Source organism: Pseudomonas solani, from assembly GCF_026072635.1.
Lineage (GTDB): Bacteria > Pseudomonadota > Gammaproteobacteria > Pseudomonadales > Pseudomonadaceae > Metapseudomonas > Metapseudomonas solani.
This window is the reverse complement of record NZ_AP023081.1, coordinates 4,773,380-4,793,873: the sequence shown is the minus strand read 5'-3', so window position 1 is coordinate 4,793,873 and position 20,494 is coordinate 4,773,380. Positions and strand designations below refer to the sequence as shown.

Here is a 20,494-nt window from a genome sequence, read left to right as displayed (position 1 = left end):
AGCTGCAAGGCAGGCCCGCTGCCACGTAGCGGAACGCCCGGAGGTAGTGGTACTTGTTTTCAGCGAACCAAGGAGGAAGACCCGATGGCTGAAAACAAATTCCAAGAACGGCCGCTCGACCCCAACGGCAAAGGCCTTGGCCCAGCACCCAGCGGCTGCCGTATCGCCGACGTTACGAGCCTGGGCTGGAACATCCTCGCCGACGACGTCAGCCTGCCGGTCGCCGTACTGCGCCAGAGCCGCCTCGAACACAACCTGGCGTGGATGGGCCGGTTCATCCGCCACTACGGCGTACAGCTGGCCCCCCACGGCAAGACCACCATGAGCCCCGCACTGTTCCACATGCAGCTCGAACAGGGCGCCTGGGGCATCACCCTGGCCACCGCCCCACAGGTGCAGGCCGCCTACAACCACGGCGTGCGGCGTGTGCTGATGGCCAACCAACTGGTAGGCAAGGCGAACATGGCGCTGGTCGCGCACCTGCTCCGGGACCCGGCCTTCAGCTTCTGTTGCCTGGTGGATTCCAGCACCAACGTCGAGGCACTGGGGCGCCACTTCTCCGCCACCGGCCAACGCCTGCGGGTGCTGCTGGAGTTCGGCGTGCAAGGCGGTCGCACCGGTATCCGTGACGAGCGACAGGAGGCCGAGGTACTCGCAGCCATCGGGCGCTGGCCTGGCACCCTCAGCCTGGTGGGCTGTGAAGTCTACGAAGGCGTGTTGCAGGACGAGCCCAGCGTTCGGAACCTGCTGCGCCATGTACTGGAGCGCACGCGGCAGCTGGCCGCCAAGGGCTGCTTCGACGAGCCCGAGGTGATCCTCTCCGGCGCGGGCTCCGCCTGGTACGACGTGGTCGCCGAAACCTTCAGCGGCCAGGACATCGGCCAGCCCCTGCAGGTGATCCTGCGCCCGGGCTGCTACCTGACCCACGACGAAGGCATCTACCGCGAAGCGGCGCAGCGGATCCACGCCAGCAACACCGTGGCCAGGGAAATGGGTAGCAGCCTGCTGCCAGCGTTGCAGCTCTGGGCCCATGTGCAGGCGCTGCCCGAACCGGGCCTGGCGATCATCGGCCTGGGCAAGCGCGATGCCGCGTTCGATGCGGGCATGCCCCTTCCGGCGCTTCACCACCGCCCTGGCCGCGAGGCGCCGCCGGTGGTCGTTCCGGCCGCCTGGAGGATCACGCGGATGATGGATCAGCACGCCTTCCTGGAAACGCCCCCCGACGCCGACCTGCAAGTGGGCGACCTGCTTGCGTTCGATATCTCCCACCCCTGCCTGACCTTCGACAAGTGGCGCCAGTTGCTGCTGGTGGATGACCACTACCGGGTCATCGGCGCGGTGGAAACCTTCTTCTAGCTCACCCCCTGGAACGAGCCGGTTCCCGCCTTATCAGGCGGGGCGGCCGGCCTTTGCCCCGAGAAAAGGAGCACACCATGCCCGCCAGTTCCGGCACCTACCTGCTGATCCACGCACTGCTCGCCATCATTGCCCTGGTGCTGCTGATCGCGCGCTATCGGCTCAACCCCTTCATCGTCATCACCCTGGTGTCCATCGGCCTGGCCCTGACCACCGGCATGCCGGCCCAGGACATCATGGTCGCGTACGAGGCCGGCGTCGGCCGCACCCTCGGCCATATCGCGCTGGTGGTGGCCCTCGGCACCATGCTCGGCAAGATGATGGCCGAGTCGGGCGGCGCGGAACGCATCGCCCAGACCCTGATCACCCGCTTCGGTGAGCGCAACGCCCACTGGGCCATGGCCGCCATCGCCTTCCTCTGCGGGCTGCCACTGTTCTTCGAAGTGGGCTTCGTGCTGCTGGTGCCCATCGCCTTCACCGTGGCCCGCCAGGTCGGGGTATCGATCCTGATGACCGGCCTGCCCATGGTGGCCGGGCTATCAGTGGTGCATGGGCTGGTCCCCCCACACCCGGCGGCCATGCTGGCGGTGGGCGAATACTCGGCGCAGGTCGGCAGGACGGTTCTCTACGCCATCGTTGTCGGCATTCCCACGGCGGCGATCGCCGGGCCCCTCTTCACCCGGCTCGTGGCCCCGCGCATCCAGTTGCCCGCCCACAACCCCATCGGTGAACAACTGCTCGGCTCCGGCAAGCCCGTGGCATCGCTGCCAGGCTTCGGCATCACCATCGGCACCATTCTGCTGCCGGTGGCGCTGATGCTGCTTGGCGGCTGGGCCGATCAACTGAGCACCCGGGGCAGCGGGCTTCACCAGTTCCTGTCGTTCGTCGGCAACTCGGTGATCGCCCTGCTGATCGCCACCCTGTTCAGCTTCTGGAGCCTGGGTCTGGCCCGTGGTTTCAACCGCGACTCCATTCTCAAGTTCAGCACCGAATGCCTGGCCCCCACCGCTGCCATCACCCTGCTGGTGGGTGCCGGCGGCGGCCTCAACCGCATCCTCATCGAAACCGGCATCACCACCGAGATCGTCGCCCTGTCGTCCCGCTTCGAGCTCTCGCCGCTGTTGCTGGGCTGGCTGGTGGCCGCGCTGATGCGCATCGCCACCGGCTCGGCCACCGTCGCCATGACCACGGCCGCCGGCATCGTCGCCCCCATTGCGCTGGCCAGCGGCTACCCGCACCCGGAGCTGCTGGTACTGAGCACGGGCGCGGGCTCGCTGATTCTCTCCCACGTCAACGATGGCGGCTTCTGGCTGATAAAGGAGTACTTCAACATGACCGTGGTCCAGACCCTGCAGACCTGGACGGTCCTGGAAACGCTGATCTCGGTGGTCGCCCTGGCCCTCACCTGCGGCCTGGCCCTGGTGCTGTGATGGACATCCTCTACACCATCCGCAGCCGCCAGGGCCGGCTCAGCGGCAACGCGGCGCGCATCGCCGAGGCCGTGCTGCACGACGTGGCCTTCGCGGCCGCAGCCAGCATCGATCAACTGGCGGCCAAGGCAGGCGTGAGCAAGGCCGCGATGTCGCGCTTCGCCCGGTCGATGGACTGCAACGACCTGCGCGACCTGCGCCTCAAGCTGGCCCGGGCCTCCCTGGTCGGCCGCCGCTTCCTCGCCGGGGCTGCCACACCGGCGCTGCCTTTCCACGAACAGATCCTGGCAGACGTGGAAAACAGCCTGCGCCGCCACCTCGACGGACTCGACCAGGCGCACCTGAGTGCCGCAGTGGACCTGCTGGCCTCCGCCCGCCGCCTCTACGCCTTCGGCATGGGCGGCTGCTCCACGCTGCTATCGACCGAGTTCCAGTTCCGGCTGGTGAGGCTGGGCTACCCGGTGTCCACCTACCACGACCCGGTGATGATGCGCATGGTGGCCTCCACCCTGGCGGAGGGCGACCTGCTGATCGTGCTGTCGCTCACCGGCACGCCGCCCGACCTGCCGAGTGTCCTGCGCCTGGCCAGGGACTACGGCGCCCGGATACTCGCCCTCACCCGGGCGAATGGCCCCCTCGCCGCGCTGGCCGACATCGTGCTGCCCGTGCACCTGGACGAAACCGAGTTCATCCATAAACCGACAGCCGCCCGCTACGGGATGCTGCTGATCATCGACCTCCTCGCCACCGAGCTCGCCTTGCGCAACGCCGAAGCCAGCCAGGAACTCCTGCGCCGGGTGAAGCTGGCGCTGGACGGCTATCGCCAGGGCGAGGACCGACTTCCGCTGGGGGACTGACACATGAACCACTACGACACACTGATCCGCCGCGCACAGGTCATGGACGGCAGCGGGACGCAAGGCTTCGTCGCCGACGTCGGCCTGCTGGACGGCCGCATCACCCTGATCGGCGAGGCCGGCGATGCCACTGCCGAGCGCACCGTCGATGCCGATGGGCTGATCCTGGCCCCGGGCTTCATCGACGTGCACACCCACGACGACCTGGCGCTCATCCGTAACCCGGCCATGCTGGCCAAGCTGAGCCAGGGCGTGACCACGGTGATAGTCGGCAATTGCGGCATCAGTGCCGCCCCCGTGCGCCTGACCGGCTCTCCGCCGGACCCGATGAACCTGCTAGGGACGGCGGAAGCCTTCTGCTACCCGCGCTTCTCGGACTATCGCTCGGCGGTGGAACGGGTCCGTCCGGCGGTCAACGTCGCGGCACTGGTGGGGCACACCGCCTTGCGCAACAACCACCTGGACCGCCTCGACCGCAGCGCCACGGAAGCCGAGATACGCGCAATGCGCAGCGAGCTGGCAGCCAGCCTGGCCGAGGGCGCCATCGGCCTGAGCAGCGGCCTGGCTTATGCCTCGGCCCATGCAGCCGACGCCAACGAGGTGCGCCAGCTGGCCGAAGAGCTGAGTCGCTTTGGCGGGCTCTACACCACCCACCTGCGCGACGAGTTCGACGGCATCCTCGGTGCGCTGGACGAAGCGCTCGCGACCGGCCGCCATATCGACAGGCCGGTGGTGGTGTCCCACCTGAAATGCGCCGGTGTCGGCAACTGGGGCCGAAGCGCCGAGGTGCTCGCCCACCTGGACGCCGCCAGCACCGGGCAACCCCTGGGCTGGGACTGCTACCCCTACGCCGCCAGCTCGTCCACCCTCGACCTCAAACAGGTCACCGACGCCTACGAAATCCTCATCACCTGGTCGGAGCCGTACCCCCACATGGCTGGGCGCACGCTGGTGCAGATCGCCGCCGACTGGGCGCTTCCCCTGCTGGAGGCCGCGCGGCGCCTGCAGCCCGCCGGTGCGGTGTACCACTGCATGAGCGAAGCGGACGTGCAGCGCATCCTCGCCCACCCACTGACCATGATCGGCTCGGACGGCCTTCCGGAAGACCCGCAACCCCACCCGCGGCTGTGGGGCACCTTCCCCGCGTGCTCGGCCACTACGCCCAGGACATCGGCCTGTTCAGCATCGAAGAGGCGCTGCGCAAGATGACCTCGCTTCCCGCCAACCGCTTCGGCCTGCATGAACGAGGCGTGGTCGCCCGCGGCTACTGGGCCGACCTGGTGCTGTTCGACGCCCTGACCCTTTCCGACGTCGCCAGCTACACCGACCCGCAACGCCCCGCCACCGGCATCCACGCCGTCTGGGTCAACGGCACCCTGGCCTATTGCCCGGGGGAGGCCTGCCCAGACAGGGCGGGCCGCTTCCTGGCCCGCGACACCCCCTCCCCCGTGAACTGAAAGGAGCACCCCATGACCGAACTCAAACGCTACACCCGCGCCAGCGGCACCGCCGGCCAACCCATGCCCTTCGCCCGCGCCGTACAGGCCGATGGCTGGCTCCACGTCTCCGGGCAGACGCCCCTCCGCGACGGTGTGCTGGTGGATGGCGGCATCGTCCCGCAAGCCCGCCAGTGCCTGAACAACCTGCTGGAGATTCTCGACGAGGCCGGTTATCGACCCGAGCACGTGGTGCGCTGCGGGGTCTGGCTGGATGACCCGAGGGACTTCGGCGCCTTCAACGCGGTGTTCCTCGAGTTCTTCGGCGACCACCCGCCAGCCAGGGCCTGCGTGGTCTCCAGCATGGTCATCGACTGCCGGGTCGAGGTCGACTGCATCGCCTACCGTGCGCCCGAAGGGAGGTAGCCGCATGCGCATCGCCTGCCTTGGAGAATGCATGGTGGAGCTCGCCGGCAACCCGCTGCGACGCAGCTTCGGTGGCGACACCCTGAATACCGCGCTCTACCTCGCCCGCCTGCTGGCCGGGACGGCGCACCGGGTCGAATACCTCAGCGCCCTCGGCGATGACACCCTGAGCGAGGAGATGGAGCAAAGCTGGATCGAGGAAGGCATCGACACCCGGGAAGTGCTACGGCTACCGGGTCGTCGCCCCGGCCTCTACCTGGTGGAGGTGGACGCGCTGGGCGAACGGCGCTTCCACTACTGGCGCGAAGACAGTGCCGCACGCCACTGCTTCTCCTGCGGCGCAGCACTGGCGCGCTGGGTCGACCGCTCACGCATCGACATGCTCTATCTTTCCGGCATCAGCCTCGCGCTGTTCCCGCCGCCGCGCCGGGAGGAGTTGCTGGTCGCGCTCGCCGCGTTCAAGGCCGAAGGGGGCCACATCAGCTTCGACAACAACCTGCGGCCAGCACTCTGGAGTGCCGCGCACGCCCGCCCGGTTCACGATCAGGTACTGGCACTGACCGATACCGCCCTGCTGACGCTGGCTGACGAATGCCTGCTGCACGGCACGCTGGGCGCACAGGCAGTCGCTGATCGGGCATTGGGCCTGGGCTGCACGGAAGTGGTGATCAAGCGCGGAGGCGAGCCCTGCCTGGTAGCCACGGCGGAGCAGCGCATCGAGGTCCCCGCCCGCCCGGTGGCCCGGGTGGTGGACAGTTGCGCGGCGGGCGATGCATTCGCCGCCGGCTACCTCGCCGCACGCATCCAGCAGCAGCCACTCCGGTTGGCGGCGGAAAGCGGGCACCGCCTGGCTGCAGCCGTGATCCAGCATCCGGGCGCGATCATCCCCCGCAGCGCGATGCCCATCTGAGCTAAAACCGACAACGACGAAGCCGGCCCGGGGCCGGCTTTGCGTCACCGCGCCGTTCACCGCCGACGCGCTGCCCCAGGTCACTTTCTCCAGCGGCGACATCGCCATCCCGACGCCCTCGAAAAGCGCCTTCTATAATCCACTCCAGCCTGCAGGGAGCCTTGTGGAGAGCAGGCTGTACGGGAACGCCGAATGATTGCGAAATCACGTTTCTTCAAGCGCGTCAGACAGCTCTGGCACGCCGCCGACCTGGTGTCGGTGGCCCAACGCCGCGAGCGGCGCATGCGTTTGCTGGCGAGCTGCGTGATGCTGGTGCTGGGGGTGATCTGGGCGGTGATCTTCGCCCTGCGGGGGTTCTGGGCCATCGTCGCGATGGATGCGGTGCTCATCGTCTCCGGCCTCACCGTGCTGATGCTCACCGTGCGCAACAAGGCCCGCAGCGCCAACCTCATCCTGTTCAGCGTGCTGATCGTGATCATCGCCGGCACCGCCATCGTGCTCGATGTGCCCAATGCCGCCGCGCCCCGCGCCACCCACCTGTACCTGTTGCCCCTCACCCTCGCCGCGCTGATGGCGTTCCGCGACGAGGGCCCGTGGCTGCGCTACGGCATCGCCCTGCTGTGCCTGCTCACCTTCACCTGCCTCGCCTCCAGCAACTGGGCGCCCGTCCTCGGCTACAGCCTGCCGGACGAGGTGCGCACGCCGGGTTCCTGGGGGCAGGCCGGGGCGGCGATGGCGATGTTCTTCGCCCTGCTCCACGTGCTGCAGACCGACGCCGCCGAGCGCTCGGTGCTGGAGCGCGAGCTGCAGGCCGCGCTGCGTGAACAGCAGTTCGAACTCCACTACCAGCCCCAGCTGAACGTCGCCGGCCGGGTGATCGGCGCCGAGGTGCTGATCCGCTGGCGCCACCCGCAGCGGGGCCTGCTGCCCCCCGGCGAGTTCATCGACCACGCCGAGCGCAGCGGGCTGATCATCCCCATCGGCAAGTGGGTGCTGGAGCAGGCCTGCGCGCAACTGCGCACCTGGGCGGACGACCCGGCCCGCTGCGACCTGTGCCTGGCCGTCAACATCAGCCAGAAGCAGTTCCGCCAGGCCAGTTTCGTGCCCGAGGTCCTGGAGATGCTGCGGCGCTACGGCATGGACGCGCGGCGCCTGGAACTGGAGCTGACCGAGACCGTGCTGGTGCAGGACCTGGAAGACCTGACGCAAAAGATGTCGGTCCTGGTGCAGCATGGCGTGTCCTTCTCCCTGGACGACTTCGGCACTGGCTTCTCCTCCCTCAGCCACCTCAAGCGGCTGCCCCTGGGCAAGCTGAAGATCGACCGCTCGTTCATCTGCGACCTGCTCACCGACGCCAGCAGCGAAGCCATCGTGCGCAGCGTCATCGCCCTGGGCCAGAGCATGGGCCTGACGGTGATCGCCGAAGGGGTGGAAACCGAAGCGCAGAAGGACTTCCTCCTGCGCCACGGCTGCGCGCAGTTCCAGGGCTACCTGCTGAGCAAGCCGCTGCCACTGGACGCCTTCCTGGACTTCACCCAGGCCATCACCGAACGGGAAAGCCGCGCGGGCAGCGGCATGTCGTAGGCGCAACTGGCAAGACGGTTCCGCAGCGGTAAAAGGTGTCCTCGAGCCACGCCACCGGAGCCACCCACGCCGCTCGCGCCCCTGCTGCGCTGCCACGACCTGGGCGCCACCCGCCGTCACTACCGCGATGCCCTGGGCTTCACCACCCTCGACTCGGCGCACGCGAGCCTCACCGTGCAACTGCAGGATTGCCGCCTGATCTTCACCGAGCAGGACCTGTGGGCCGCTCCCGTCGCCTGCTCCGGCACCCTCTACCTCGCCATCGCCGACGTCGCCCGCTACTACGAGCAGGTAAGGGACAAGGCCGAGATCGCCTGGCCCCTGCAGGAAATGGACTACGGCTCAAGGGAGTTCGGCATCCGCGACTGCAACGGCTACACCCTGGCCTTCACCCAGGTCGCGCCCGCCACCGGGGAATGATTGAGCGGCGCCGCAGTCTATCCCTCAAGCGCGGCAAGCCAGACGGCAGCCACGCCGACAACCGCCCCGCCTTGCCCCCAGGGGCGGCCCCGAACGCACAGCGATGGCGAGGTCGATCATGCGCTGGATATCAGGAATGCTTTGCGTCGCCGCCCTGCTGATCGGCGGTCCAACCTTCGCCGGGGAAACCCGGCAAAAAGCCCAGGCGGCGGAAACCAAGGCCGAGGTGCTGGAAGAAAAAGCCGCCAACCAGGCACCACTCCCCGCTGGCACCCCGCCCATCACCCGCAGCGAAGCCAAGGCCGTGGACCCGGCCGGCGAAGCACCGCTGGACGACCCCATCACCTGCCTCGCCCGCTCCATCTACTGGGAAGCCAAGGGCGCCCCGGCGCAGGACATGGAATCGGTGGCCAACGTGGTGATGAACCGCCTCGGCAACGAGCAGTTCCCCAAGACCGTTTGCGCAGTGGTCAAGCAAGGCTCGGAAACCAAGAGCTGCCAGTTCTCCTGGTGGTGCGATGGCCGCCCCGACGAAGCCGTGGAAGAAGAACGCTTCACCCTCGCCCGCGAAATCGCCCGCAAGGCCCTCAACGGGCAATTGCAGGACCGCACCCACGGCGCCCTGTATTTCCACGACCGCAACGTCTCGCCGTCCTGGGCGAAGACGTTCACCCGCACGGCGCAGACCAAGCGCCTGCTGTTCTACAAACCGCGCCTCGAAGAGCCCCTGGCCGGTGCGGAAGACACCCGCCCCTAGGGGCCGTCAGCGGGCTTCCCGACGCGCCGGCTCGGTGGCGTGCACGAACACCGTGTAGGTGTCCGCCGGGTGCGCCACGCCGGCCAGGTCCAGCGCGTGGGCGATGTTGCCGCGGTGGTAGGTGGCATGGTTGAGCACGTGGAAGAACATCTCCTCGCGGGTCAGCCGGCCCATGCGGCCATCGGTGAAGCGGAAGGTGATGGCCTCGGCGGCGGCGGCAGGCTCCAGCGCCGCCACCTGCTCGGCGTACCACTGGCCGGAAGCGAGCAGCCGGCGCTGCAACACCTCGTAGCCCGGCACCGCCTCGGTGTTGGTGGCCGGGTGCGGTTCCGCCGTGCCCGTGAGCCGCGCGCGGAACAGGTCCTCGACTATCACCATGTGGTTGAGCTGTTGCAGGGTGAAGGCCAGCGAGTCGGGGAAGCGCTCGGCGTCGATGAGGCCGATGGCCTCCAGCGCGCGTCGGTCCGCCCAGCACTTGTACTGAAAGGCCTTGGTCAACATCAGGGGTCCTCGGGGTCAGGTGGCTCGGAAACGGGGGCGTCACATCGACGATGGAGCTTCGCCTTCGGCGAGCAGCCAGCGGGTGAAGGTCGCGAGCGCAGGCGGCGATTCGGCGGCGGGCCGGGTCACCAGCACGTAGCGCTCGCTGAGTTGCGGCAGCGTCGGCCAGGGCGCGCTCAGCCGGCCTTCGGCCAGTTCGTCCTCGACGTAGCGACGCGGCACCAGCGCCATGCCGAAGCCCGCCTTGGCAGCCTCGATGAGCAAGGCATAGCGGTCATAGACCGGGCCCGTCGTGGCGCTGGGCAGGGCCATGCCGGCCAGCTCCGCGTAGCGCGACCAGCCATAGGGGCTCCCGTGCTTGTGCAGCAGCGGCATGCGTGCGTGCACCTCGTCCGCCAGGCGCGGGTGGCAGACCGCGACCATCGGCGCCTCGAACAGCGGCTGCACCTGCATGGAACGCCAGATGGGGTGGTCGTAGTTGATCGCCGCGTGCAGGTCGCTGTCCTCCAGGGTGAAGGGCTGTGTGCGCTCGCGCAGGTTGATCTCGATATCGGGGTGGCGTTGGCGGAAGCGTGCGAGCCGGGGAATCAGCCAGCGGCTGGCCAGGGTGGGAATGACGCCGATCTCCAGGGCAGTACCAGCGGATGCCTCGCTCATCACCTGGCGGGTGTGGCGCTCCATGTCCGCCAGCAGCGTGCGCATCTGCGCCGCGTAGCGGGTACCGGCGCTCGAAAGCTCGACCCGGTTGCCCACGCGAAGGAACAGGCGTACCCCGAGGAACTGTTCCAGCTTGGCGATCTGCCGGCTGATGGCGCCTTCGCTCAGCGAGAGTTCCTGCGCGGCCCTGGCGAAGCTCTGGTGGCGCGCGGCAGCCTCCAGGGCGAGCAAGGCGGAGGTGCTGGGCAGGCGTCTGGTCATCGGTGGCCATCCGTGGATCGATGGGGCGACAGGATGACGCATGCGCAAGCTGCCTTGCAAAAAATTCGGTAACCGTCGGCAGGGGCGCGCCCTAGCATGGAGCCGTGATTCCGCAGGAGTCGGAACGCCATCCGTGATGAGTGGGAGTACTGCCGTGAAGACGATTGACCGGACCCTGCTGGGGCTGGGCGTGCTGATTCCGTTCTGGCTGTTCGCCGGTGTCGCGCTGACCGCGCTCGCCTACCCCGGCTACAGCCACCTCGGCCAGGCGATGAGCCAGCTGGGGGCCGCAGGCGCGCCCACCCGGGGCTTCTCCGCCTGGGTGAACAACGCGCCCCTGGGGCTGCTGTTCGTGCTCTTCGCGGCGGGTGTGGCGAGGCGCTTCCAGACCTCGCGCCTGGCCCTGCTGAGCGCTGCACTGATCGCCCTGCACGGCCTGGCCAGTTTCGCCACCGGCTACTTCCCCTGCGACCAGGGTTGCGCACCGGCACAACCGTCGCTCTCGCAACAGGTGCACAACCTGGCGGGGCTGGTGATGTTCCTCTCGCTGACCCTGGCCGGCGCCCTCTGGGTGTTTCTCGGCCGGCGCCTGCTCGGCGCCCCTGGCTTCGGGCTGTTCTCGGCGCTCTGCGTGGTGCTGGCCCTGACAACCGTGGCGCTGATGGGCAAGGCCTTCGCCGATGGCCACCTCTTCGGCCTCTACCAGCGGCTCAACTACGGGGTCTCGGTGATCTGGGTCGCGGCCCTGGCGCTGCTCGCCCTGCGGCACAATCCACGGCGCTAGTTCGCGGGTCCCCCCTCAACCACGAACGGGCTCGCCGACACGGGAGCCCTTCCCTCCTCGAAATGCCTCGCCTATCATCCGCCGAGGCCGTTGCTGCCTGCCGCTCGCACCCTTCGGGGACGGTGAAAGCATCGCTCCACCCCTCCCATTCAGCACCCTCTTGAATGTCGAAGACCGGCAATGCGAGCACCCTCAGGCTTCGACCTCTGGAGGCATCATGCACACCCTCGAACAGGCCAAGCTCATGGCCAAGCGGCTGCGGGCCCAGCTCGCGGCGAGCAACCACGACATCAGCCACTCCGCCGCCCTCGAACTGGTCGCCCAGCAACTCGGCTACCGCGACTGGAACACCGCCTCGGCCATGCTCCCGGGCGAGCCGCAGGGCATCGTCTTCGAACGCAGCATCCCCATCCTGCGGATGTTCGATGAGGCCAAGGCGCGGGAGTTCTACTGCGACTTCCTCGGCTTCACTATCGAGTTCGAACACCGCTTCGAAGCGGACCTGCCGCTGTACCTCGGCCTCGACCGCGCGGGGCTCAAGCTGCACCTGTCCGAGCATCACGGCGACGCCAGCCCCGGCGCCACCCTCTTCGTGCCCATGCGCAACATCACCGCCCTGCGCGATGAGCTGCTCGGCAAGCGCTACAACTACGGCCGCCCGGACATCGTCCAGCAGGACTGGGGCCAGGAGCTGCAGGTGTACGACCCCTTCGGCAACCGCATCAGGTTCTGTCAGTACTAGCGGCAGACGGTTGGCTGGATGCGTCCAGCCAACCAACAGGCAGCCCCCGGCAACACCTTGGCAATGCACCCGGGAACGAGTGGTCATGAAACATCAAAGGATTGATACCTGAAATGAAAGTGCTTCCAGCAACAGTCACCTCCGCCTTGCTTCTGCTGCTATCCCAAACCGTCTCGGCAGGCTTCATTGAGGATGAATGGGAATGGATGATCCGCAGAGACTTCAAGGAAGGCTGTGTCACCCGAGCCCATCAATACCTGGTGATTTCGGGATTGAATGGGCGCCACGAAGGGGCCTGGCTCGTCGAGTCATGTGAGGGGCTCTTTGAGTATGGGTCGAGCTATTCCCCCGACGCAGTCCCACCCGGAGGCAAGCGCATCAGTGTTGAACGGCTTCGAAAACTCCCGCCACTGACTCCCGAGCAGATCAAGAAGGCTTACTTCTGACCTGGCGAACACTGGCCAGCTAAACGCAGCTCGCCAGTGCTCTTCAGGGTGCCGCTATCACTTCATCGCGATACGCCGAAGGGCTGAGCCCGGTCCAACGCTTGAAGGCCCGACGGAAGCCGCGGATGTCGCTGTAGCCCAGCTCCTCGGCGATACGCTCGATGGGCATCTCCGGGTTGCTCAGCAGGCTCATGGCCCGCGCGCGGCGCACCTGCTCCTGCAGGGCGTCGAAGGTCATGTCGTGCTCGGTCAGGCGGCGGCGCAGGGTGCGGCTGCTCATGTTCAGCTCGCTGGCCACCTTGTCGATATGGCAGCCCTGGGCCAGGTCGCGGGCGATGGCCCGCTCCACCGTCTGCAGCAGGCCCATCTTCTGTTGCACCTGGGCGCACTCCAGCTCCAGCAGGTTGAGCGCCTGGCGCAGGGCGACGGGCTGGTGGCTGGGCAGCTGCATGTCCAGCCAGCGGCTGTCGATCACCATGCGGTTATGCAGGCAGCCGAAGTGCAGGTTGGGGCCCAGCAGACGCTGGTATTCGGCCTCGTAGGCCGGCGCGGCGTGGGTGAACTCGAAGCGCAGGGGCTGGAACTCGCGGCCGATCAGCGCGTTGTTGTAGACCACCAGGCTGGCGAAGAACTCTTCCACCGCGAACAGCTGCACATCGGCGTAGGGCAGCCGGCATTCCACTTCGACGAAGCTTTCGCCCGCGCCTTCGCGCAGGGTGTAGACGGCCATGCCGCCGGAGGTGTGCTGGAAGCGCTGGCCGATCTCGAAGGCGTCGCGCAGGGTCTTGCACAGGGACAGCACGTGGCCCAGCAGGCCGAGGGTGCCGAGCACGTTGCGGTGCCCGACCCAGAGGCCGAGGCCGCGCTCGGGCAAGGCGGCCAGCGCGCGCTGGATCATGGTCACGGCCTGGCGGTAGGAGATGCGCTGGGCAGGGTCCTGCAGCTCTTCGAGGGTGAAGCCGAGCCCGCGGCACAGGCGTTCGCCGCTGACGCCCTTGTCGTGCGCCACCTCCGCGAGGGTCTGCAGGAGGAAGGGCGAAACCAGGGCGAGGTCGAACTGGGCATCGGTGGTGGTAATGGACATGGCGAGCGGTTCCCCAGCCACGCGCCCGGAATTCTTGTTCTGGGTAGGGGCATGGCGGCGCCATCATATCGCGTTAGCGGGTGTCCCAGATGAGGGTGTAACTGAATATTGCGGCCTGGCCCCGAAAGGCCCCCTGATTGTCCGGCAATGCCCTGCATCCCTCGGCCTTGAGCGCTTATTTCTATGCGGCGGCCCGGGCCACGCCCCGGAGCCGTCCGCCAACAATAAGAAATGAGCTCACTATGAAACCTATCCGTGTCCCCCGGCTGTCCGTGCTGGCAGCCTCCCTCGCCATGGCGACCTCCCTCTCCTCACCGGCCCAGGCCACCGAAAACGGTGTCGACAACATCGGCCCCGGTACCGACGGCTTCTTCGTCCTGCCGCTGGACGTGACCAACCTGCCGGACCACATGTTCGCCTTCAACCTCTACTACAACCACTACGAGTCGAAGAAGCTGGACATCAGCTCCCTCGGCGGCAAGGTGCCGGACGTGAAGATCACCTCCGACGCACTCATCCCGCGCCTGGACTACCTCAGCCCGCTGCGGGTGTTCGGTGGCCGTGTCGGCGGCTACGTCGCGCAGCCCTATATGCGCCAGCAGGTGGCCATGTTCGGCATGCAGAGCGAACGTGAAAGCCAGGGCGACACCACCGTCGCGCCCGTCATCCTCTGGGACATGGGCAAGGACCTGACCCTGGGCGCCGCCCTGGAGATCACAATCCCCACCGGCAGCTACGACGCCGCGCGCCCGGCCAACACCAGCAACAACTTTTACACCTACAAACCGATGCTTTCGGCGACCTGGCAGCCCGACGACCGCACCGAGCTGTCGATCAAGACCACCTACAGCTTCAACGAGGAAAACCACGACACCGACTACCGCTCCGGTCAGCTGTTCCACTTCGACTACTCCGCCAGCTACCGGGTGACCGACAACCTGCGCCTGGGCCTGAACGGCTACTACGTGAAGCAGACCACCGACGACGAGCAGTTCGGCAGGACGGTGACCTTCATGGGCGAGGATGTGGACGACGGCGTGCGCGGCCAGGTCTTCGCCATCGGCCCGGCCGTGCACCTCACCTTCCTCAAGTACGCCAGCGTGGAGATGCGCTGGGCCAAGGAATTCGCCGTGGAGAACCGCCCGGAAGGCGAGATGTTCTGGGCCAAGCTGAACCTGCCCTTCACCCTCTGACAGGCCGATACGAAAACCCCGGGCCTATGCCCGGGGTTTTCGTTTTGCATCCTGCATCACGCGGCAATGCGCCTTGTAGGTCGGGTGCAACCCGACAGGGCTGGGCACGAGGGCAAACGCGGGTTTCACCCGCCCTACTTATCTGCCTACGTAGCGAGCCCCTGCATCGCACCGTTGGGCCTCGCTGCGCTCGGCGCCAACCTACGGCGGTGTGCCATCCACTCAGCTGTACACCGGCCAGGTGTCGACGATGCGCCCATCGCGCACCGCCAGCAGGTCGCCGAACTGCAGCAGGATGGATTCCGACTGGGTCGGCCGCAGGAACACCTGGTCATCCACGCCCAGGCCGACGGCGTGGGAACCGTTGACCATCTCCTGGTTGGAACTGCGCCCGTAGAGGCCGTTGAACTGCAGCCCCTTGGGCGACTCCGGCTCGGCCATCCAGTTGCCGCCGTAGATGAAGAAGGTCTCGCGCTGGTTCGGGTCCCACCAGGAGAACAGCGCCGACTTGCCGTCCAGCGCCGGGATCCGCACCGCACCGGTGCTCTTGAGTACCGGCGTGGCGATATAGGCCGCCGGCTGGTGCTCCTCCAGGGACGGCAGGTCGTAATGGGTGGGCTTGAGCAGCGCCGAGCCCACCGACACCTCGCTGCTGGTGCGCTCGCGCTCGTGCATGCGGTAGCTCGGGCTGCCGGCGGTGTTCAGCGTCAGGCCCGGGCGCCACAGCGCGGCGTGCTGGATGCGGGTGTAGTCGACGAAGCCGTCGTAGAGGGTCATCACCTTGGCGAACAACTCCTCGGGCGAGCCGAGGATGCCCGGCACGCCCATGCCGACGAAGGGGTCGTAGCCCATGAAGCCGGCGAACTCCAGGTGCTGCGGGTTGGCGCCGATCAGACCGAGCATCCGCCCCAGGGTCGCCTGGTCCTGAACGCCGCCCCGATGCAGCCCCACATCCAGCTCGATGTTGATGCGCATGCGCGTGTTCAGGCCCTTGGCCAGTGCCAGGTACTGCTCCAGCCGCTCGGGGGTGTCGAGCAGCCATTGCAGCTGGGTCGTCGGGTCGAAGGCGCCGCGATGGCTTTCGTAGAACAGTTGCGCCGAGCGCACCGGCATCGGCTTGCCGAGCAGCAGGTCGGAATCGGGGAAGCGCTCGGCGTCGTGATTGAGGAAGGGCTGGTGGAACGACATCATCCGCCGGGTGCCCGCGCGCTTGGCGATGTAGTCGAGCAGTTGCGGCGACGGCAGCGACTTCTCCACCAGGCGCAACGCCTTGCCGGCACGGCGCACCGACTGCATCACCACATCGATGTTGTGGTCCAGCCGGTCCAGGTCGATCAGCATCACCGGGTGCATCGGCCCCCGCTCCTTGAGCTCGCGGTTCAGCCGCGCGAAGTAATCGCTGTAGGGGGCGCCCTTGTCGGCCGGGCGCATCCAGGCACCGACACCGGCGAGCAGCACGCCGGCACCGGCGGTACCGACGAGGAATTTGCGACGGTTCATGGTTTCTCCTTGTTATCAGGCCACGCCGAGGATCGAGGACAGGTGCGCATTGAGGAACTTGCCGCTCGGGTCCAGCGCCTGGCGCACCTCGGTGAATTCCTTCCAGCGCGGGTAGAGCGGCTGCAGGGTGCGCGCATTCAGCGTGTGCAACTTGCCCCAATGCGGCCGGCCGGCGTACTTCCAGAAGATCGGTTCGACGGCGGCGAAGAAGTTGTGGTGGTCCATGCCGTAATGCTGGTGCACGGAGATCGAACAGCTGTCGCGCCCCTCGAACATGCTCAGGGGGATGTCGTCGGCCTTCACGTAGCGGTACTCGATGGGGAACCAGGTGCGCAGGTCCTTCTCGCGGATCAGCGCAAGGATCTCCCGCAGGCAGGCCGGGCCGTGCTCGGCGGGCACCGAGTACTCCATCTCGTTGAAGCGCACGTTGCGCACGTTGGCGTAGATCTCGTAGGAGTCGCCGACCCGGTCATCGAAGCTGGCGATATGGCGCAGGCTGTTGAGCAGCGCGCGGCGCGCGGCGGGGAAGTCGCTGCCGTACTTGTCGAGGTTCTCGATGATCTTCACGAACTCGTTGCCCCCCTCTTCCGCCGGGTCCAGCGGCGGTGTCGCCGGGTCGGTGGTCTCGTTGAGGGCGATGGACAGCGCGTAGTCGGAATGGGTGATCACCAGCATTTCCCAGTGCTGGTTGTCACGGGTGAGGTTGTCCACGTCCTCCAGCAGCTCCTCGGTGCTGGCGATCCACTGCTTCTCGCGCAGGCGGTAGGCCTCGCGGTTCTGCATGCGCACCCGGGTGGCGATGCCAAAGGCGCCGAGGGACACCCGCGCGGCATTGAACACCTCGGGGTGGCGCTGGGCGTCGCAATCCAGCACCTCGCCGCTGGCGGTCACCAGTTGCAGGCCGGTGACATGGTCGGAATAGGAGCCGAAGCCGACGCCGGTGCCGTGGGTCGAGGTGGCGATCGCCCCGGCCAGGGTCTGGTAGTCGATGTCGGCCATGTTGTGCAGGGCCTGGCCCACATCCTTGAGCGCCGGGCCCATCAGCGACATCGGCGTGCCGGCGGCGAACTCCGCCTGCAGGGTGGCCGGGTCGTGGCTCAGCAAACCATTGAAATAGGCGAGCGACACCAGGGTGCCGTCGGTGGGCACCAGGGCGCTGAAGGAGTGAGCGGAGCCCACCGGGCGGACCTTGCCTTCGGCCTGGCGGATGGCCTGGACCAGTTCGTCCAGGTTTTGCGGGGCGAGGCGCGCCTGGGGCAGGCAGCTCTGCCCGCCGGACCAGTTGCGCCAGGGAATCAGGCGGGGTGCGCGGACCAGTTCCGCCATCGCCGGGGTGCAGGCCAGGGCCGTGAAGGCGCCAGCGACGCCGGCCCGCTGCAGCAGTTGGCGTCGGGTGAGATTCATAACCATGGAGGACGCCTTATTCGAGGTGCTGACCGGACATGAAGGAAATCAGCGCCAGGAACTGTTCTTCCGAGCACTGCATGCACATGCCCATCGGCGGCATGCCCTTGAAGCCATTGATGCTGTGGTCCAGCAGGCTGTCCGTGCCCTGGGCTACCCGGGGCGCCCAGGCTGCGGTGTCGCCACTCTGCGGGGCGCCGGAGGCGGGGTTGGCGTGGCACAGCTTGCAGCTGGTGTCGTAGACCTTGGCCAGGGCCGGGTCGGTGGGGGCCAGGGTGGCGGCGTTCTGCGGCGCGGCCGGCTTGGCCTCCTCGCCACAACCGCCAAGCAGCCCGGCCAGGGCCAGCAGGGCGGCGGGAATCAGCAGTGTTCTGGGTTTCGGCATCGCACTCCCCTCGTCTACCGTGCCAGGCAGCCGGCACGGGCTCTTGTTGTGGTGGGTAGAGGGCAACGTTAAGCCAGCCGCTCGACAGGGGCTGAGGGCAATCGCGGACAGCCAGGGGGGCTTAAGGGGACAGCGCGGTGATTTCCGGCCAGGGACGGTGCCGGGATGGCGGCTCAGCCAATGGCCTTGGCCATCTCGCTGGTGGCCGCCCAGCCGAGCGCCTCGTACACCGGGCGACCGACCTGGGTCGCATGCAGCACCGCAAAGCCCAGGCCACGACGGGTGAATTCGGCCTCGGCCAGCTTCATCAGCGCCGACGCCAGGCCCCGGCGCCGGTAGTCGGGCTCGACGAACACGTTCAGCACATAGCCGCGCTGGTCCTGCTCCGGGTGGGAAGGATGCGGCGGCCACTCGATGCTCATCAGGCCGATGGCCGCCGCAATGCGCGCCTCGTCCATCAGCGCGAAGCCGTAGTAGCGGCCGTCGGCCAGGCGCTCCCGCAGCCACGGGCGGAAGTGCTCGGTCATCACCCGCAGCCCCGCCGGGTCGCCTCCCGCCTCGAGGAACATCGCCTCGCGGTGCACGCAAACCCGCTCCAGGTCGTCCGGCACCAGCCGCCGCACCTGCAGGCCAGGAAATTCGATACCGCCGGGAATTCCGTCCATCGCACTGCCCTCTTCATCGATGACCGATGCTAGGGCGCAACACGCGGCAGCCGATAGGCACAGATCGCTGGGAAAAACGGCATACAGCGCCAGGCCGCCCTGTAGGGGCGACTTCAGTCGCCCTGGGTTATCCGGTCATTCGCTACCGGGTGCCTGCGGACGCTCTTTCGCGGCTGAAGCCGCTCCCACAAAGGGTGCCTGCACTGCCGCCTCGTGGGAGCGAATTCATTGGCTCTGTCTGCGTTAAGTGTTGCTAGAGGATTTGAACTCAGCTGATTGCCGAGCTCTGGTGATGTTTCTGGTTTCGCCCACCCGGGCGAGTCCCTTTTCCAATCGCTGGAACGCCAGCCCGGTGAAAAGGAACCAAAAAACTTGCCCCATCATCCGGCCCCGGCTTCGCCGGGGTTCCCTCACTCCATCGTCGTTACTCGCTACGCTCGCCCTTCGGGCCGCACTGAAGTGCGTTCGCCGCAAGCGTCGTCTGGGGGCCGGCGCGATGGGCCATCCATGGCCTGGCGCGCCTCTCGCGGCATCCATGCCGCTCGTCCCCCGGCGCAACGACTGCGTTCGGCCTCCTGGAGGGGCGTTGGCGGCTGCTCCAACTTTCTTTGCTCAAATCCACACATTGATGTGCGCACCAATCCAACGTGCACGTAGCGGCGGCTTTCGTAGGATGGTGTAGAGCGAAGCGAAACCCATGCGATGGAGGTGGTACGAACTCTTGGACGCCCGGAAATGGCCGTGCTTGAGCGCTTGCTTTAAAACCACAATAGCTAACGCAGACAGAGCCAATTCATTCGCGATGCGATGTTTCAGAAGGGTTCGCGGCTGATGCGCAGCGCAACCTGTAGGGGCGACTTCAGTCGCCAAGCAGCCCGCAGGGCTGCCCTCCGCAAGCCGCGGCAACTCCGTTGCCCTGGGCGACTGAAGTCGCCCCTACTTGCACAACTTCAGGTTCACCGCCCCCACGAAGTGGTTGCCGTGGCCCATGGCGCAGGCGACGCGCTGGTTGCGGTTACGCTCCCAGGCTTCGGCCGGGTACTGCTTGTTCCAGGCGCTGTAGAGCTGGCGGTCCTGCTTGGAGAGGCGCAGGCCGTAGCGTTCGCTCATGTAGAAGTAGGTGCGCGCGATCATGCCGCGCACCTGCTGGCGCGGCATGGCCTTGCGTGCCTTGAAGTCCACCACCATCGGGCAGGCGCCGTACTGGCTGGGCTTTTGTGGCAGCCAGCCGAAGCCGTAGTTGCTGCGGTCGCCATTCACCTCGCCGATGCTCGGCACCAGGTTGTGCAGGTCGGCCTCGGCGCGGCGGAAGGCGGCGTCATGCCTGGCACAGTTCTCGCGCCCGCCCTTCTGCCAGCACTGGCGCTGATGGCCGATGACCCAGGCCGGTACGATGTGCTCCCACTCGATGCGCTTGGCCCGCTGGGCATTGGTGCGGGGCACGTAGCCGCAGCTCTTCAGGTCGACCTTGTTGCCGTTGTAGCGGCAGCCGCAATAGAACTCGACGGGGTGGGGAGCGTAGAGCTTCCAGGCGACTTTCTTGGCTTCCTGGAAGGTGCGGGGGGCGGAGGCGTGGGCGGTGCCGGCCAATAGAAGGCTCAGCAGCAGGACGAGACGGATCATTACTTCTGGGGTTCCCGGTACGGCTGTTTTCAAGGCCTTCACTGACAACGTTTATTCATCGGAGTTTGGTTGC

At 67.2% G+C, this 20,494-nt stretch carries 20 protein-coding genes and 1 pseudogene; 13 read left to right on the top strand and 8 right to left on the bottom strand.

Going from position 1 to position 20,494, the window contains the following annotated elements; all coding sequences use genetic code 11:
• Positions 1 to 84 precede the first annotated feature (84 nt).
• The 9 genes and pseudogenes from PSm6_RS21790 (at position 85) to PSm6_RS21750 (ending at position 9,176) form a co-directional block, all read left to right on the top strand.
• Positions 85 to 1,356: an amino acid deaminase gene (locus PSm6_RS21790; RefSeq protein WP_265168191.1), complete on the top strand. Its 1,272-nt coding sequence runs from the start codon at positions 85 to 87 to the stop codon at positions 1,354 to 1,356.
• A 77-nt stretch (positions 1,357 to 1,433) separates the two neighbouring features.
• Positions 1,434 to 2,786 carry a GntT/GntP/DsdX family permease gene (locus PSm6_RS21785; RefSeq protein WP_184489417.1) on the top strand — a complete coding sequence of 451 codons (1,353 nt, stop codon included), beginning with the start codon at positions 1,434 to 1,436 and terminating at the stop codon, positions 2,784 to 2,786.
• A complete protein-coding gene (locus PSm6_RS21780) occupies positions 2,786 to 3,643 on the top strand; it encodes a MurR/RpiR family transcriptional regulator (protein ID WP_265168189.1) in 858 nt (285 codons plus the stop codon). Before PSm6_RS21785 ends, PSm6_RS21780 begins: the two co-directional genes overlap by 1 nt.
• Before the next feature lie 3 nt (positions 3,644 to 3,646).
• Positions 3,647 to 5,100: pseudogene (locus PSm6_RS21775) on the top strand (N-acyl-D-amino-acid deacylase family protein).
• 12 nt (positions 5,101 to 5,112) lie between these two features.
• A complete protein-coding gene (locus tag PSm6_RS21770; RefSeq protein ID WP_184489419.1) occupies positions 5,113 to 5,505 on the top strand; it encodes a RidA family protein in 393 nt (130 codons plus the stop codon).
• Positions 5,506 to 5,509: 4 nt separating this feature from the next.
• Positions 5,510 to 6,415 carry a sugar kinase gene (locus tag PSm6_RS21765; protein ID WP_265168188.1) on the top strand — a complete coding sequence of 302 codons (906 nt, stop codon included), beginning with the start codon at positions 5,510 to 5,512 and terminating at the stop codon, positions 6,413 to 6,415.
• Between the two features lie 192 nt (positions 6,416 to 6,607).
• A complete protein-coding gene (locus tag PSm6_RS21760) occupies positions 6,608 to 7,999 on the top strand; it encodes a putative bifunctional diguanylate cyclase/phosphodiesterase (RefSeq protein ID WP_043242926.1) in 1,392 nt (463 codons plus the stop codon).
• A 6-nt stretch (positions 8,000 to 8,005) separates the two neighbouring features.
• Positions 8,006 to 8,419 (top strand): VOC family protein, encoded by a 414-nt coding sequence (locus PSm6_RS30575; RefSeq protein ID WP_371877145.1) that lies wholly within the window; start codon positions 8,006 to 8,008, stop codon positions 8,417 to 8,419.
• Positions 8,420 to 8,537: 118 nt separating this feature from the next.
• Positions 8,538 to 9,176, top strand: coding sequence for a cell wall hydrolase (locus tag PSm6_RS21750; protein WP_037020852.1), 639 nt, complete (start codon positions 8,538 to 8,540; stop codon positions 9,174 to 9,176).
• Positions 9,177 to 9,182: 6 nt separating this feature from the next.
• On the opposite strand, the gene PSm6_RS21745 is transcribed toward PSm6_RS21750, so the two are convergent.
• Positions 9,183 to 9,677 carry a DinB family protein gene (locus PSm6_RS21745; RefSeq protein WP_021216730.1) on the bottom strand — a complete coding sequence of 165 codons (495 nt, stop codon included), beginning with the start codon at positions 9,675 to 9,677 and terminating at the stop codon, positions 9,183 to 9,185.
• A 39-nt stretch (positions 9,678 to 9,716) separates the two neighbouring features.
• On the bottom strand, positions 9,717 to 10,595 hold the full coding sequence (locus PSm6_RS21740; protein WP_265168187.1) for a LysR substrate-binding domain-containing protein: 879 nt from the start codon (positions 10,593 to 10,595) through the stop codon (positions 9,717 to 9,719).
• Positions 10,596 to 10,749: 154 nt separating this feature from the next.
• Between PSm6_RS21740 and PSm6_RS21735 the strand changes: the two genes are divergently transcribed.
• From PSm6_RS21735 to PSm6_RS21725, 3 genes are all read left to right on the top strand, one after another.
• Complete coding sequence (locus PSm6_RS21735) at positions 10,750 to 11,379, top strand: DUF998 domain-containing protein (RefSeq protein ID WP_021216732.1); 630 nt, start codon at positions 10,750 to 10,752, stop codon at positions 11,377 to 11,379.
• 217 nt (positions 11,380 to 11,596) lie between these two features.
• The gene (locus PSm6_RS21730; protein ID WP_021216733.1) at positions 11,597 to 12,121 is read left to right on the top strand and encodes a glyoxalase superfamily protein; all 525 of its coding nucleotides are present in this window, start codon (positions 11,597 to 11,599) and stop codon (positions 12,119 to 12,121) included.
• Between the two features lie 113 nt (positions 12,122 to 12,234).
• Positions 12,235 to 12,567, top strand: coding sequence for a hypothetical protein (locus tag PSm6_RS21725; protein WP_021216734.1), 333 nt, complete (start codon positions 12,235 to 12,237; stop codon positions 12,565 to 12,567).
• A 43-nt stretch (positions 12,568 to 12,610) separates the two neighbouring features.
• On the opposite strand, the gene PSm6_RS21720 is transcribed toward PSm6_RS21725, so the two are convergent.
• Positions 12,611 to 13,651 carry an AraC family transcriptional regulator gene (locus PSm6_RS21720; protein WP_021216735.1) on the bottom strand — a complete coding sequence of 347 codons (1,041 nt, stop codon included), beginning with the start codon at positions 13,649 to 13,651 and terminating at the stop codon, positions 12,611 to 12,613.
• Positions 13,652 to 13,893: 242 nt separating this feature from the next.
• Here PSm6_RS21720 and PSm6_RS21715 point away from each other — a divergent pair, with 242 nt between their 5' ends.
• Positions 13,894 to 14,844 carry a SphA family protein gene (locus tag PSm6_RS21715; protein ID WP_021216736.1) on the top strand — a complete coding sequence of 317 codons (951 nt, stop codon included), beginning with the start codon at positions 13,894 to 13,896 and terminating at the stop codon, positions 14,842 to 14,844.
• Positions 14,845 to 15,066: 222 nt separating this feature from the next.
• Here PSm6_RS21715 and PSm6_RS21710 read toward each other — a convergent pair whose 3' ends face one another.
• The 5 genes from PSm6_RS21710 to PSm6_RS21690 all read right to left on the bottom strand — a co-directional run bounded on the left by PSm6_RS21710 (position 15,067) and on the right by PSm6_RS21690 (position 20,421).
• Positions 15,067 to 16,275 carry a DSD1 family PLP-dependent enzyme gene (locus PSm6_RS21710; protein ID WP_169708309.1) on the bottom strand — a complete coding sequence of 403 codons (1,209 nt, stop codon included), beginning with the start codon at positions 16,273 to 16,275 and terminating at the stop codon, positions 15,067 to 15,069.
• An 84-nt stretch (positions 16,276 to 16,359) separates the two neighbouring features.
• Complete coding sequence (locus tag PSm6_RS21705; RefSeq protein WP_371877144.1) at positions 16,360 to 17,670, bottom strand: D-arabinono-1,4-lactone oxidase; 1,311 nt, start codon at positions 17,668 to 17,670, stop codon at positions 16,360 to 16,362.
• 94 nt (positions 17,671 to 17,764) lie between these two features.
• The gene (locus PSm6_RS21700; RefSeq protein WP_021216739.1) at positions 17,765 to 18,133 is read right to left on the bottom strand and encodes a c-type cytochrome; all 369 of its coding nucleotides are present in this window, start codon (positions 18,131 to 18,133) and stop codon (positions 17,765 to 17,767) included.
• A gap of 173 nt (positions 18,134 to 18,306) precedes the next feature.
• A complete protein-coding gene (locus PSm6_RS21695; RefSeq protein ID WP_265168181.1) occupies positions 18,307 to 18,798 on the bottom strand; it encodes a GNAT family N-acetyltransferase in 492 nt (163 codons plus the stop codon).
• Positions 18,799 to 19,734: 936 nt separating this feature from the next.
• The gene (locus tag PSm6_RS21690; RefSeq protein WP_265168180.1) at positions 19,735 to 20,421 is read right to left on the bottom strand and encodes an endonuclease; all 687 of its coding nucleotides are present in this window, start codon (positions 20,419 to 20,421) and stop codon (positions 19,735 to 19,737) included.
• Positions 20,422 to 20,494: the final 73 nt, after the last annotated feature.

What these genes read in the sequence shown, in the direction of transcription:
- PSm6_RS21730 (WP_021216733.1), top strand. Translation starts at nt 11,597, where the DNA reads ATGCACACCCTCGAACAGGCCAAGCTCATGGCCAAGCGGCTGCGGGCC.
- PSm6_RS21770 (WP_184489419.1), top strand. Translation starts at nt 5,113, where the DNA reads ATGACCGAACTCAAACGCTACACCCGCGCCAGCGGCACCGCCGGCCAA.
- PSm6_RS21710 (WP_169708309.1), bottom strand. Translation starts at nt 16,275, where the DNA reads ATGCGCCCGGCCGACAAGGGCGCCCCCTACAGCGATTACTTCGCGCGG.
- PSm6_RS21715 (WP_021216736.1), top strand. Translation starts at nt 13,894, where the DNA reads ATGAAACCTATCCGTGTCCCCCGGCTGTCCGTGCTGGCAGCCTCCCTC.
- PSm6_RS21740 (WP_265168187.1), bottom strand. Translation starts at nt 10,595, where the DNA reads ATGACCAGACGCCTGCCCAGCACCTCCGCCTTGCTCGCCCTGGAGGCT.
- PSm6_RS21705 (WP_371877144.1), bottom strand. Translation starts at nt 17,670, where the DNA reads ATGGCGGAACTGGTCCGCGCACCCCGCCTGATTCCCTGGCGCAACTGG.
- PSm6_RS21695 (WP_265168181.1), bottom strand. Translation starts at nt 18,798, where the DNA reads ATGGACGGAATTCCCGGCGGTATCGAATTTCCTGGCCTGCAGGTGCGG.
- PSm6_RS21745 (WP_021216730.1), bottom strand. Translation starts at nt 9,677, where the DNA reads ATGTTGACCAAGGCCTTTCAGTACAAGTGCTGGGCGGACCGACGCGCG.
- PSm6_RS21750 (WP_037020852.1), top strand. Translation starts at nt 8,538, where the DNA reads ATGCGCTGGATATCAGGAATGCTTTGCGTCGCCGCCCTGCTGATCGGC.
- PSm6_RS21780 (WP_265168189.1), top strand. Translation starts at nt 2,786, where the DNA reads ATGGACATCCTCTACACCATCCGCAGCCGCCAGGGCCGGCTCAGCGGC.
- PSm6_RS21700 (WP_021216739.1), bottom strand. Translation starts at nt 18,133, where the DNA reads ATGCCGAAACCCAGAACACTGCTGATTCCCGCCGCCCTGCTGGCCCTG.
- PSm6_RS21720 (WP_021216735.1), bottom strand. Translation starts at nt 13,651, where the DNA reads ATGTCCATTACCACCACCGATGCCCAGTTCGACCTCGCCCTGGTTTCG.
- PSm6_RS21690 (WP_265168180.1), bottom strand. Translation starts at nt 20,421, where the DNA reads ATGATCCGTCTCGTCCTGCTGCTGAGCCTTCTATTGGCCGGCACCGCC.
- PSm6_RS21760 (WP_043242926.1), top strand. Translation starts at nt 6,608, where the DNA reads ATGATTGCGAAATCACGTTTCTTCAAGCGCGTCAGACAGCTCTGGCAC.
- PSm6_RS21765 (WP_265168188.1), top strand. Translation starts at nt 5,510, where the DNA reads ATGCGCATCGCCTGCCTTGGAGAATGCATGGTGGAGCTCGCCGGCAAC.
- PSm6_RS21725 (WP_021216734.1), top strand. Translation starts at nt 12,235, where the DNA reads ATGAAAGTGCTTCCAGCAACAGTCACCTCCGCCTTGCTTCTGCTGCTA.
- PSm6_RS21785 (WP_184489417.1), top strand. Translation starts at nt 1,434, where the DNA reads ATGCCCGCCAGTTCCGGCACCTACCTGCTGATCCACGCACTGCTCGCC.
- PSm6_RS21790 (WP_265168191.1), top strand. Translation starts at nt 85, where the DNA reads ATGGCTGAAAACAAATTCCAAGAACGGCCGCTCGACCCCAACGGCAAA.